Annotated in this window: 13 protein-coding genes and 1 tRNA gene; 3 read left to right on the forward strand and 11 right to left on the reverse strand. The window is 63.8% G+C overall.

The window, feature by feature from the left end; all coding sequences use genetic code 11:
- Nucleotides 1-1,926: type VI secretion system Vgr family protein (locus GQ57_RS20055; RefSeq protein ID WP_034198858.1), on the reverse strand; the 1,926-nt coding region annotated here is incomplete at its 3' end.
- 274 nt (nt 1,927-2,200) lie between these two features.
- Between GQ57_RS20055 and GQ57_RS20060 the strand changes: the two genes are divergently transcribed.
- Complete coding sequence (locus GQ57_RS20060) at nt 2,201-3,001, forward strand: transporter substrate-binding domain-containing protein (protein WP_034198859.1); 801 nt, start codon at nt 2,201-2,203, stop codon at nt 2,999-3,001.
- A gap of 59 nt (nt 3,002-3,060) precedes the next feature.
- On the opposite strand, the gene GQ57_RS20065 is transcribed toward GQ57_RS20060, so the two are convergent.
- Nucleotides 3,061-3,258 carry a hypothetical protein gene (locus GQ57_RS20065; RefSeq protein ID WP_235215102.1) on the reverse strand — a complete coding sequence of 66 codons (198 nt, stop codon included), beginning with the start codon at nt 3,256-3,258 and terminating at the stop codon, nt 3,061-3,063.
- Nucleotides 3,259-3,828: 570 nt separating this feature from the next.
- Between GQ57_RS20065 and GQ57_RS20070 the strand changes: the two genes are divergently transcribed.
- Complete coding sequence (locus GQ57_RS20070) at nt 3,829-4,257, forward strand: YciI family protein (RefSeq protein WP_034198889.1); 429 nt, start codon at nt 3,829-3,831, stop codon at nt 4,255-4,257.
- A gap of 126 nt (nt 4,258-4,383) precedes the next feature.
- On the opposite strand, the gene GQ57_RS20075 is transcribed toward GQ57_RS20070, so the two are convergent.
- The 7 genes from GQ57_RS20075 to GQ57_RS20105 all read right to left on the reverse strand — a co-directional run bounded on the left by GQ57_RS20075 (nt 4,384) and on the right by GQ57_RS20105 (nt 9,524).
- A tRNA-Thr gene (locus GQ57_RS20075) sits at nt 4,384-4,459 on the reverse strand.
- A 19-nt stretch (nt 4,460-4,478) separates the two neighbouring features.
- Nucleotides 4,479-5,003 carry a ClpXP protease specificity-enhancing factor gene (locus GQ57_RS20080; protein WP_034198860.1) on the reverse strand — a complete coding sequence of 175 codons (525 nt, stop codon included), beginning with the start codon at nt 5,001-5,003 and terminating at the stop codon, nt 4,479-4,481.
- A gap of 71 nt (nt 5,004-5,074) precedes the next feature.
- The gene (locus GQ57_RS20085) at nt 5,075-5,686 is read right to left on the reverse strand and encodes a glutathione S-transferase N-terminal domain-containing protein (protein WP_006400565.1); all 612 of its coding nucleotides are present in this window, start codon (nt 5,684-5,686) and stop codon (nt 5,075-5,077) included.
- Between the two features lie 93 nt (nt 5,687-5,779).
- Nucleotides 5,780-6,538: a cytochrome c1 gene (locus GQ57_RS20090; protein WP_031400075.1), complete on the reverse strand. Its 759-nt coding sequence runs from the start codon at nt 6,536-6,538 to the stop codon at nt 5,780-5,782.
- Nucleotides 6,539-6,559: 21 nt separating this feature from the next.
- Entirely contained in the window at nt 6,560-7,942 is a 1,383-nt protein-coding gene (locus GQ57_RS20095) for a cytochrome b (RefSeq protein ID WP_152603318.1), read from the reverse strand.
- Nucleotides 7,939-8,559 (reverse strand): ubiquinol-cytochrome c reductase iron-sulfur subunit, encoded by a 621-nt coding sequence (gene petA / locus GQ57_RS20100; RefSeq protein ID WP_031400077.1) that lies wholly within the window; start codon nt 8,557-8,559, stop codon nt 7,939-7,941. The genes GQ57_RS20095 and petA overlap by 4 nt, the downstream gene beginning before the upstream one ends.
- Nucleotides 8,560-8,777: 218 nt before the next feature.
- Nucleotides 8,778-9,524 (reverse strand): Nif3-like dinuclear metal center hexameric protein, encoded by a 747-nt coding sequence (locus GQ57_RS20105; RefSeq protein ID WP_034198862.1) that lies wholly within the window; start codon nt 9,522-9,524, stop codon nt 8,778-8,780.
- A 21-nt stretch (nt 9,525-9,545) separates the two neighbouring features.
- On the opposite strand from GQ57_RS20105, the gene GQ57_RS20110 reads away from it, so the two are divergent.
- Nucleotides 9,546-10,751: a Do family serine endopeptidase gene (locus GQ57_RS20110; RefSeq protein WP_031400079.1), complete on the forward strand. Its 1,206-nt coding sequence runs from the start codon at nt 9,546-9,548 to the stop codon at nt 10,749-10,751.
- A 198-nt stretch (nt 10,752-10,949) separates the two neighbouring features.
- Here GQ57_RS20110 and tatC read toward each other — a convergent pair whose 3' ends face one another.
- Together tatC and tatB are read right to left on the reverse strand one after the other, a co-directional pair.
- On the reverse strand, nt 10,950-11,738 hold the full coding sequence (gene tatC / locus GQ57_RS20115; RefSeq protein WP_031400080.1) for a twin-arginine translocase subunit TatC: 789 nt from the start codon (nt 11,736-11,738) through the stop codon (nt 10,950-10,952).
- 41 nt (nt 11,739-11,779) lie between these two features.
- Complete coding sequence (tatB, locus tag GQ57_RS20120; protein ID WP_034198863.1) at nt 11,780-12,310, reverse strand: Sec-independent protein translocase protein TatB; 531 nt, start codon at nt 12,308-12,310, stop codon at nt 11,780-11,782.
- Nucleotides 12,311-12,334: the final 24 nt, after the last annotated feature.

Here is a 12,334-nt window from a genome sequence, read left to right on the forward strand (position 1 = left end):
CGCATCCTTCAGGCTTTCCGCCTGGTGCTGCTCGCTCACCTCCGACATCGCCTCGACGAGGCTCTCGCCCGTCACCAGCTGCTGCTGCGCTTCCTTCACGTCGAGCGGCTGGCTGTTCGCCGCCTTCGGATGCGTCGTTACGTACAGGCCCTGGCTGGCCCGCACCGCGCCGTACGCATCCGAGCGCAGGTCGAAGCCGCTGCCGAGATACGCCCCGCGTGAATTGGCGTTGTGATCGATGATGTAGCCGAGATGCAGCAGGCTGTTCGCGCTGCTGCTCATCAGCTGCACGCGGTTCTGCCCGGTCGCGTCGTCCATCACGAGCTGGTTGTAGCCGCTGCCCGAATACTCCTTCGACCGATACCCGGACAGGATCCCGTCGGTATGCCACTGCGGCTGGTTCGCGCCGTTGTACACGCGCCCGACTGCCAATGGCCGGTCGCAGTCGCCGCCGACGTAGTCGATCAGCACTTCCTCGCCGATGCGCGGCACGTGCACGCCGCCGTAGCCGCCGCCGGTATCCGACTGCACGACGCGCACCCAGCACGACGCGTTCTCGTTGCCCGGGTTCAGGCGATCCCACACGAACTGCACGCGAATCCGGTTCAGCGCATCGGTATAAACCTCTTCGCCCTGCGGCCCGACGACGATCGCCGTCTCGAGATGCATCTCGGGCTTGCGGTGTTCGAACGGGCTGCGGTAAGGCACGCTCACGCGTTGCGCCTCGACTTCAACCAGATAGAAGCCCGTCGATCCGTCGTCGTGCGGCACGCGAAACGCGGGATCGGCGCCATAGCCGTCCTGCGCCTGCGTCAGCGCTTCGCGCAGGCTGTACGGGAAATCAGCGCGGTCGCCCGCGACAGGCAGGTTGTTCTCGATCCACCACGCCACCTCGATCGCGACGAACTCGCGCTGATCGGCCGGATCGCGATCGTGCTCCGGATGATCGGCCAGCGTGAAGCGCCGCCCGGCGTCGATCGCGCGCACACCGCCCGCGGCACGAAACCGCTTCGCCTGCGACTCCCACTCCTCCATCCGCACCTTCGTCAGATGGTCGCCACGCGGCTGGTCGAGATACGTATAGGCGCCGGTGTATTCGTAGACTTCGAGCTGATCCGGCAGTTCGCCCTGTCCGCCCATCGTCGGCAGCGACGTGCCTTTCGGGTTCGACGGCTGCGAGGGATGCTTGTAGTCGAACGTGCGTGTCGTGTGCGTCACGCTCTGCAGCGTGCGCGTGCCCGACCATTGCGTGAACGCGTCCGCTTCGCTGGCCGCGCCGCCGCGGTAAAAGCGCACGGTTTCCGGCGACAGCGGCGCGAACGCCTGCAGGTTGTCGGTGATGACGAGCGTATGCGACTTGCCGTCGTCGGCCTGCTGCCATGTGCAGTAGAGCCCTTCGCTCTCCATCAGCCGATGCACGAAATGCCAGTCGGTGTCGTGCTGTCGCGTGTACGAGCGGTTCGGCAGCGGCTTCGTCAACGCGAAGCGGAAGCGCCCCTGCGCCTGCGGATGCTGGTTCAGCACGTCGCTGATGATCTGGTCGACGGTCGTATCGTTCCAGAGCCGCTGATCGCGACGGAACTTCAGGAAGTGGGTGAAATCGGCGAACGTGAGCTGATAGGTCGCGAGCCCGCCGTCGGCGCCGAGCCGGCGCGCGGTATGCACATACCCGCTGATCGGCCGGTAACCGAGATCGCCCTGCTGGATCCAAAGCGTGATCGGCTGCGCAATCAGCTTTTTAAGTTCCACATCGCTATCGGTCGACAGCACGTCGAGCGTGAATTCGTACGCGCGCCCGATGCGCGAGCAGCCGACCGCCCGCTGCACGGTCAGGACGTTCTCTCCCAACGGCGTATCGAGCTTCAGCAACCGGTCCTGCTGAAGCAATCCGCCGCGCAATGCGGCGATTGTGTTCTGCATGTTCATGAACGGCCTTTGTTCTTTTTGACGCGCCCTCGGATGGCGCGAGCATTCAACTTCGCCGGCGCGATTTTACAGACAAATTCCCGTTCGCCCATGAACCGGCCCCCGTTGCAACGCGCGCGATCCGGCCACTCCGATGAAATCGATTGCAATCAGGGCCAATTCGACTTCCGGCGCGGCGCGGTTGCGAGTAGTGTCTACGTGTCGGTATTGCGGCCGCCGCGCCCGACGGCGCGCGGCGCTCAACCCACACCACGCTGAACCCTGGAGATCTGTAATGAAACGTTCGAAGTTCCTGCTGTCCGGCCTGCTGCTCGCGTCGGCCCTCGGCTTCACGGCCGTCGCCGCGCATGCGGACGACCTGCTCGACTCGGTCAAGAAAGCCGGCGTGCTGCGCGTCGGCCTCGAAGGCACCTACCCGCCGTTCAATTCGCGCGGCACGTCGGGCCAGCTCGAGGGTTTCGATGTCGACGTCGCGAACGCGGTCGCCGGCAAGCTCGGCGTGAAGACGCAGTTCGTCCCGACCGAATGGAGCGGCATCATCGCGGGTCTGCAGGCCGGCAAGTTCGACGTGATCGTCAACCAGGTCACGGTCACGCCGCAGCGCAAGGAAGCGCTCGACTTCAGCCAGCCGTACACGTACTCGGCCGCACAGCTGATCCAGCGCAAGGACGACACGCGCAACTTCAAGTCGCTCGACGATTTCAAGGGCAAGAAGCTCGGCGTGACGCTCGGCACCAACTACGACCAGATGGCGCGCACCGTGCCGGGCATCGAGGTGCAGACGTATCCGGGCGCACCGGAGAAGCTGCGCGACCTCGCCGCGGGCCGGATCGAGGCGACGCTCGACGACCGCCTGATGCTGCCGTACATGATCAAGACGTCGAACCTGCCGCTGCGCGCGGGCGCGGTGCTGAACGGCGGCAAGCAGGAAATGGCGATCCCGTTCCGCAAGGGCAACCCGAAGTTCGAGAAGGCGATCAACGACGCGCTCGATTCGCTGCACAAGGACGGCACGCTGAAGAAGATCTCGATGCACTGGTTCGGCAGCGACGTGACCGTACCGGTCGCGCAGTAAGCGGCCCGGCGCCGCAACGCGTCACGCCCTTCGTCACGATGAAGGCGTGACGCTATCCCTCAAGCCGCTTCGTCGAAGCGCGCCAGCAGCATCTGGCCGACCGGTGTCGGCGCAGGGCGCGCGGCCACGGCGTTCATGCGCATCTGCGTACCGTCGAGCGGCCGCTTCTTGACCTGTACGGCGAGGGCCGGATTCGACGGATCGACGCCGTCCGGCGCACGTGCAACGTGCAACGCACACCAGCATCGAGAATTCATGGGGACTCGGCATGGCCCCTGTCTCCCGATCGTCCGCGATCCGGTTCGAACCGGTGTCGATCATACTTTCGAATGAAATGGCGCGAGGCACGACCACGTTCACCGCGCGCCCGAGCGCCATCCCGATCAGTACGCCCCACACCGCGAACGACAGCGTCACGAAACCGCTCGTCGCCGCCCACGGCGCGTGCACGGCGACCGCGTAATGGATGCAGGTTTCGGCGACGATCTACGCGCGCGCGGCGTGACGTACAAAACGATCGACGAAGGATTGGAGGCTGGACAGCGCCTGGCGGGCCACAGAGGACCGGGCATGACTGCGCGCTACGTGCGCGGCACGCGCCCAGTGAAACCGTCTCGATAGCTATTCTGGTACTCGATCCATCAGAGCGAGGAAGATCGGCGGTCGAGGATAAATTGATGCCGTACGAGCGACGCGGGGAAAGCTGACTCCGTTGAAAAAATATTCGCTCTTTTGTCGATTTCCTGCCGCATCGACCGTCGTTGTATTGAGGGCGAATGTTCGCGCTCAATATCTACTGGAATTCGCTAACCGTAAGGAGAAACGCCATGCGCGTGATGGTCATCATCAAAGCAACTCCCGAATCCGAAGCTGGCCAGTTGCCGAGCACTGAACTGCTTACCGCAATGGGCAAATACAACGAAGAATTGGTCAACGCTGGAATCATGCGAGGCGGCGACGGGTTGAAGCCGAGCTCGAAAGGCGCTCGCGTGAAGTTTTCCGGTGCAGCACGGACTATCATCGACGGCCCGTTTGCTGAATCCAAAGAGCTGATCGCCGGCTACTGGATCTGGGAAGTACAGTCGATGGCTGAAGCAATCGATTGGGTACGGCGCTGCCCCAACCCGATGACCGGGGAATCGGAAATCGAGATTCGCCCGTTCTTCGAGCCCGCAGACTTCGGCGAAGCCTTCACGCCTGAACTGCAAGCAGACGAGAAGCGTCTCCGCCAGCAAATGGACTCGCAGACGCGCTGACGTTTTCCCGCGGCAGAGCCCGTCCATGCGTGTGCCGCTGCCCCTTTTTCGATCGCATTGGAAACGTGAGGGGGCATTGGAAACGCGAAGGGGCTACGCAAACATCGCGTAACCCCTTGCGGAATATGGTGCCGGCTGCAGGACTCGAACCCGCCACCTGATGATTACAAATCAACTGCTCTACCAGATGAGCTAAGCCGGCGTAAGCCCGAGATTCTACCTCATTTCACGATCTTGAGGCGAGGCCTGCTACCACCTTTCGAACCGTCGCCATCGCCGTCGGTTTTCGGCGGTTCGTCGGCGCCTTCGGAAGGCTCCTCGTTCGCACCGCTGTCGGCAACCGGCGTCAACGCGGCAGGCGACTCGTCATGCTGCGCGTCATCCGCCGGCGCGTCCTCGTCGAACGCGCCCGAATCCGCGCCCTCGCCCGCCACCGCATCGACCTGGAATGCCATGCCCTGCCCGTTCTCGCGTGCATAGATCGCGAGCACATTGGCAACCGGAATCTCGATCTTGTGCGCCTTCCCGGAGAACCGGGCCGTGAACTCGATCCACTCGTTGCCCATCTGCAACTGGCTCGTCGCCTCGAAGCTGATGTTGAGCACGATCTCGCCGTCCCGCACGAACTGACGCGGCACGCGCGTCGAGTTGTCGACTCTCACCGCGATATGCGGCGTGTAACCGTTATCGGTGCACCATTCGTACAGTGCGCGCAGCAGATAAGGCTTCGTTGAAATCTCTTGCATCACAATCCTCGAACCCGGAGCGGGGGCGCGGCGCACCGCGCCGCCCTCTCCGTCATGCCCTCATTGCATCATCAACGACGCATGACCTTTTCGGACGGCGTCAGCGCTTCGATGTAGGCCGGACGGCTGAAAATCCGTTCAGCGTACTTCATCAGCGGCGCGGCGTTCTTCGACAGCTCGATGCCGTAGTGATCCAGACGCCACAGCAGCGGCGCGATCGCGACGTCGAGCATCGAGAATTCCTCGCCGAGCATGTACTTGTTCTTCACGAAGATCGGCGCGAGCTGCGTCAGGCGATCGCGAATCGCAAGACGTGCCTTCTCGTGGTTCTTCTCCGCAGCCTTGCCCTTCTCGTTCTCGAGCGTGCTGACGTGGACGAACAGTTCCTTCTCGAAGTTGAGCAGGAACAGGCGCGCACGTGCGCGTTGCACGGGGTCGGCCGGCATCAGTTGCGGATGCGGGAAGCGCTCGTCGATGTACTCGTTGATGATGTTCGATTCGTACAAGATCAGGTCGCGCTCGACCAGAATCGGCACCTGACCGTACGGGTTCATCACCGAAATGTCTTCCGGCTTGTTGAACAGGTCGACGTCACGGATTTCGAAATCCATGCCCTTCTCGAACAGCACCAGCCGGCAACGCTGGGAGAACGGGCAAGTTGTGCCGGAATACAGAACCATCATGTTTGCGTTTCCTCAAAAAAGCCGAGGGCCGGCACGCGGCGAAACCCCTTTCGGGACTCCGCCTTGCGCCGGCCCCACGCCGGTCAGGCGTGTTTACTTGATATCTTTCCAGTACGCGGCATTGAGCCGCCAGGCCAGGAAAGTCAGGACACCGAGAAAGATCAGCACCCACACGCCGAGGCGTTTGCGGGTCTGCTGGGCCGGCTCGGACATCCACGTCATATAGGCCACCAGGTCGGCAACCGCAGCATCATAATCCGGCGACGACAGCGTCCCCGGCGTGACCTGCTGGAAGCCGACGAGCGTGTGGACCTTCTCGCCCGTCTCCTCGTCCGTCTTGTCTTCGAATTTGGCGATGCGCTGCCCCTGCAGCTGCCACAGTACATGGGGCATGCCGACGTTCTCGAACACCGCGTTGTTCCAGCCGGTCGGCCGCGTATCGTCGCGGTAGAAACTCCGCAGATACGTATACAGCCAGTCGCGGCCGCGCGCCCGCTCCTCGACCGACAGGTCGGGCGGCGAGGTGCCGAGCCAGTTCTTCGCGTCTTCGGGCCGCATCGCGACGGACATCGTGTTCCCGACCTTGTCGGTCGTGAACAGGAGATTCGTTTCGATCTCCTTCGGGGATATGCCCAGATCCGTCAGACGGTTGTAGCGCATCAGGTTCGCGCTGTGGCAGTTCAGGCAATAGTTTACAAACAATTGCGCGCCGTGTTGAAGCGAAACGAGATTTTCCGTGTTATCGGGCGCCCGGTCGAGCGGAAAATTACCTTCCGCCCGAACCGCCGGCGCCGCCAGCAGCGCACACGCGGTCGCACCGATCAGCGCGAGCGTCGAAAGCAGTTTCTTCATGTCGTTCTCTCCTCGCTCACGTTAATGGGGCTTGAAGCGCACCCGCTCCGGCGGCTGCTTGAACGTGCCAAGCGGCGTCCAGACGGGCATGCCGAGGAAGAACGCGAAGTAGATCAGCGCGCAGCCCTGCGCGATCAGCGTCGCGGCCGGCGATGGCGGCCGTGTGCCGAGGAACGCGAGGGTCAGGAACGCCGCGACGAAGATCCCGAGGAACACCTTGTGGAACAGCGGCCGGTAGCGGATCGACTTCACCGGGCTGCGGTCGAGCCACGGCAGGAAGAACAGCGTGATCACCGCCGAGCCCATCACGACGACGCCCCAGAACTTCGATTCCGTCAGGTACATGAACACGACGATCGCCGCGGCCAGCACCGGCAGCCCGGCCTTCCACTTGCCGCGCGCACGGATCAGCGCGAGCACGCCAAGCAGCGCGATCACGATCATCAGCACGATCTTGAACGGGTCGGTGGTTGCCCGCAGCATCGCGTAGAACGCGGTGAAGTACCAGACCGGCGCGATCTCCGGCGGCGTCTGCAGCGGGTTCGCCGGGACGAAGTTGTTCGCCTCGAGGAAGTAGCCGCCCATCTCCGGCGAGAAGAACACGATCAGCGCGAACACCATCAGGAACACGCACACACCGAGGAAATCGTGCACCGAGTAATACGGATGGAACGGAATGCCGTCGAGCGGAATGCCGTTCTCGTCCTTTTTCGCCTTGATCTCGATGCCGTCCGGGTTGTTCGAGCCCACTTCGTGCAGCGCGACGAGGTGCGCGACCACGAGGCCGACCAGCACGAGCGGAATCGCGATCACGTGGAACGCGAAGAAGCGGTTCAGCGTGACGTCGGACACGACGTAGTCGCCGCGGATCCAAAGCGACAGGTCGGGGCCGACGAACGGGATCGCCGAGAACAGGTTCACGATCACCTGCGCGCCCCAGAACGACATCTGGCCCCACGGCAGCAGGTAGCCGAAGAACGCCTCGGCCATCAGGCACAGGAAGATCGCGCAGCCGAAGATCCACACGAGCTCGCGCGGCTTGCGGTACGACCCGTACAGCAGCCCGCGGAACATGTGCAGATAGACGACCACGAAGAACATCGATGCACCGGTGGAGTGCATGTAGCGGATCAGCCAGCCCCACGGCACCTCGCGCATGATGTACTCGACCGACGCGAACGCGAGCGTCGAGTCGGGCTTGTAGTTCATCGTCAGGAAGATGCCCGTGACGATCTGGTTGACGAGCACCAGGAGCGCGAGGGAGCCGAAGAAGTACCAGAAGTTGAAGTTCTTCGGCGCGTAGTACTCGGAAACGTGCTTTTTCCAGGTGGACGTGAGCGGGAAGCGCTGATCGATCCAGCCGGTGAGACCTGTCGTGGAGACTTCCTTGTTATCGGCCATCACGCTTCTCCTTTCTCGTCCTTGCCGATCACGAGGGTCGTCGCCGACGTGAACATGTAGGGCGGGATGTCGAGATTCTGAGGCGCCGGCTTGTTCTTGAACACACGGCCGGCGAGGTCGTAGGTCGAACCGTGGCACGGGCACAGGAAACCGCCCGGCCAGTCGTCCGGCAGGTTCGGCTGCGGACCCGGCGTGAAGCGCTGGCTTGGCGTGCAGCCGAGGTGCGTACACACGGCCATCACGACGAGGATGTTCTTGCGATCGGCCCGCGAGCGATATTCGTTCGCGCAATACGCGGGCAACGGCATCGAATACGGGGATTTCGTGGTGGGGTCGGCCACTTCCTTGTCGGCCTTGACCACGTCGGACAGCATGTCGTCGGTGCGGTTCAGGATCCACACCGGCTTGCCTCGCCACGGCACGGTCACCATCTCGCCGGGCTTCAGGCCGCTGATGTCGACCTCGATCGGCGCACCGGCCGCTTTCGCTTTCGCGGACGGCGCAAGCGACGCCGCGAAAGGTATGACGGTGGCGACGCCTCCTACGCCACCTGCTACGGATGTCGCAATCAGCCAGGTACGGCGGCCGCTGTCGACGCGTTTCTCTTCCTTGTCTCGCATCTCACGCCCCACTTCTGAGTTGGATTTTCCGTCACGACTTTCCATTCCGCCGCTAGTTTGCTCGAATGGAGTCGCCATTTACAAGGCCCGGAGATGAAAATCCGTTCGAAGTGATTGATAGTCAAGGGTTTTCCCCCACTATCGGAGCGATTAAATCATTTCTCTTTTAAGCATTCGCTACATTTCAGAATGTCGATGCACCGCCGCAATTCCGGCGGTCAGACCGGATTATGGATATCGATAAAAAGGTGTTCGATATCGAATTCCTCGGACAAGTGGGCGCCCAGCGACTGGATTCCGTAGCGTTCGGTCGCATGGTGCCCTGCCGCAACGAACGCGACGCCGCTCTCGGCCGCCGTGTGCGTCACGTATTCCGACACCTCGCCGGTCAGGAACACGTCGGCGCCGGCATCGATCGCCGCGTCGAAATAGCTTTGCGCGGCGCCCGTGCACCATGCGACGCGGCGCAGCTGCATGTCCACGTCGCCGAGCACGAGCGGCGTGCGGCCGAGCGTGCGCTCGACCTTTGCGACGAAATGCTCGAGCGTGACGGGCATCGGCAGCGTCGCCATCCAGCCGAGATCGCCTTCGCCGAAACGCTGCTCGCCGATCAGCCCGAGCCGCTCGCCGAGCTGCGCGTTGTTGCCGAACTCGGGATGCGCGTCGAGCGGCAGGTGGAACGCGAACAGGTTCAGGTCGTTCGCGAGCAGCAGCTTGAGCCGCTGGTACTTGCGGCCCGTGATCTGCGGGGCCTCGTTGCGCCAGAAATAGCCGTGGTGAACGAGCACGGCATCGGCCCCCCATTCGAGCGCGGCTTCGAGAAATGCGACCGACGCGGTCACGCCGGTGGCGATCTTCTCGATCTTGCGGCGCCCCTCGACCTGGAGGCCGTTCGGGCAATAGTCCTTGAAGCGGGCGGTTTCAAGGGTATTGTTCAAGTACAATTCAAGTTCGATCCGATCCATATAAACCTCTAATCCATTCAGATGCTTAGACGCTTCTGGCTGTTCTTCGCGCAGGCGGTTACGGTACTGCTCGCGCTGATGTTCATCGTCGTGACGCTCAAGCCGCAATGGCTGCAACGGCAAGGACAGCTCGGCAAGCAGCTCGCCACGCCGATCGTTGCGCTGCGGGAAGTCGCGCCGGGCATCGGCGGCGCGCCGGCGACCACTTCGTACGCCGAAGCCGCGCAGAAGGCGATGCCGGCCGTCGTCAACGTGTTCTCCAGCAAGGACGGCTCGCTGCCGCCCGATCCGCGCGCGAAAGATCCGCTGTTCCGCTACTTCTTCGGCGACCGCAATGCCCGCAAGCAGCAGGACGAGCCGGCCGCCAACCTGGGCTCGGGCGTTATCGTGAGCCCTGAAGGTTACATTCTAACGAACCAGCACGTCGTGGATGGCGCCGACCAGATCGAAGTCGCGCTCGCCGACGGCCGCACGGCCACCGCGAAGGTGATCGGCAGCGATCCCGAGACGGATCTCGCGGTGCTGAAGATCAACATGACGAACCTGCCGACGATCACGCTCGGCCGTTCCGACCAGTCGCGGGTCGGCGACGTCGTGCTTGCGATCGGCAACCCGTTCGGCGTCGGCCAGACGGTCACGATGGGGATCATCAGCGCGCTCGGCCGCAACCACCTCGGCATCAACACGTTCGAGAACTTCATCCAGACCGACGCGCCGATCAACCCCGGCAACTCGGGCGGCGCGCTGGTCGACGTGAACGGCAACCTGCTCGGCATCAACACGGCCATCTATTCGCGCTCGGGCGGCTCGCTCGGCATCGGCTTCGCGATTCCCGTGTCGACCGCGCGCACGGTGCTGGAAAGCATCATCACGACCGGCTCGGTCACGCGCGGCTGGATCGGCGTCGAACCGCAGGACGTCACGCCGGAGATCGCCGAGTCGTTCGGGCTGTCGCAGAAATCGGGCGCGATCGTCGCCGGCGTGCTGCAGGGCGGTCCGGCCGACAAGGCCGGCATCAAGCCGGGCGACATCCTGGTCACGGTCAACGGCGAGGAAATCACCGATACGACGAAGCTGCTGAACACGGTCGCGCAGATCAAGCCGGGCACGCCGACCAAGGTGCACGTGGTGCGCAAGGGCCGGGAGTTCGACGTGAATGTCGTGATCGGCAAGCGTCCGCCGCCGCCGAAGCAGACGCTCGACGACCAGGACAGCGACACCGAATGACGTCCGGGGCGTGCGGCCCGCGCCGCACGCAGCCGGAAAAGAAAAAGGGCAGCCGGCGGCTGCCCTTTTGCATTGCATCCAAGCCCTCGCGTTGCCGGAGCGACGGCCCTCGCCGCCCATGTTCCGGCCGGCAACGCCGCCGGGTCGCCGGGCCCGGCTGGAAGGCCAACCGCGGCACGCGGCCGCGGCGCGCTGCGGTCAATGTGCGGCTTCGCCGTTCCCCGCTTCGCCTTCGTCGGCCGGCTTCTTCGGCACGAAGAACCGCGCGGCCAGGATCCCGGCCTCGTACAGCACGATCAGCGGCAACGCGAGCATCAGTTGCGAGAACACGTCCGGCGGCGTGACGACCGCCGCGACGACGAACGCGCCGACGATCACGTACGGCCGGATTTCCTTCAGCTTCTTCACCGTCAGCACGCCCATCCGGACGAGCAGCACGACGATGATCGGCACCTCGAACGTGACCCCGAACGCGATGAACATCCCGAGCACGAAGCTCAGGTAATTGTCGATGTCGGTCGTCATCTCGGCGCCGAGCGGCGCGTTGTAGTGCGCCATCACGCGGAAGATCGTCGGGAACACGAGAAAGTACGCGAATGCCATCCCGCACAGGAACAGGAAGTAGCTGCTGCCGACCAGCGGCACGACGAGCTTCTTCTCGTGCTGGTACAGGCCCGGCGCGACGAACGCCCAGATCTGGTACAGCACGACCGGCAGCGCGATCACGAGCGCGACGAGCATCGTGACCTTCATCGGTACGAAGAACGAGCCGGTCACGTCCGTCACGATCATCTTGCCGTCCTTCGGCAGGTTCTCCATCAGCGGCCGCGCGAGCAGCCGGAAGATGTCGGGCGCCCAGTAGACGAGCCCGACGAACACGACGATCACGGCCAGCCCCGCGCGAATGATGCGATCGCGAAGCTCGACGAGATGGGAAATGAAAGTTTCTTCCGGGGCGTCGCCCGGGTTCTGCTGGGGGTCGCTCACACCGGCCCTCGGTAGGATTGACGAGCGAGCATGCGCTCGGCTCAGAAGAAGCGCGTCGGCCGGCGCAGGCTGGCCGGCTGGTGGCGCGCGACACGCGCGGCGCCCGACTGCACGTGCGTGCGGCGGGTGGTCGCGCGCTTGTACCAGACAGGCGTCGCCGCCTGCTTCACACGCCAGTTGCGGCGCTTCGACGCGAGCGCGGCGGGACTGCCGCGCCAGGACGGCGCCGCGGGCATGCCGGAACCATCGGAGCCGGCGGCGCCTGCCGCTTCGTCAAGGCCGCCGACCGCGGAATGCCACGTGTCGTTCAGTTCCTTCTCGTGCTCGCGCAGGTTGTCGTGAATCGTCGTCTCGACATTGCGCGCGGCCGCCTCGAAATCGGTCTTCATCGTCCGCAATGCGTCGAGTTCGATTTCGCGCGAGACCTCGGCCTTCACGTCGTTGATGTACCGCTGCGCGCGGCCGAACAGCGCACCTGCCGTACGCGCGACGCGCGGCAGGCGCTCGGGGCCGAGCACGACGAGTGCGACGACGCCGATCAGCGCCATCTTCGAAAGACCGAGATCCAGCATCGCAAATGCCTGTCAGCGTGCCGG

The sequence above is a fragment of the Burkholderia sp. MSh2 genome (genome assembly GCF_000731655.1).
In the GTDB taxonomy this organism is placed as follows: domain Bacteria; phylum Pseudomonadota; class Gammaproteobacteria; order Burkholderiales; family Burkholderiaceae; genus Burkholderia; species Burkholderia paludis.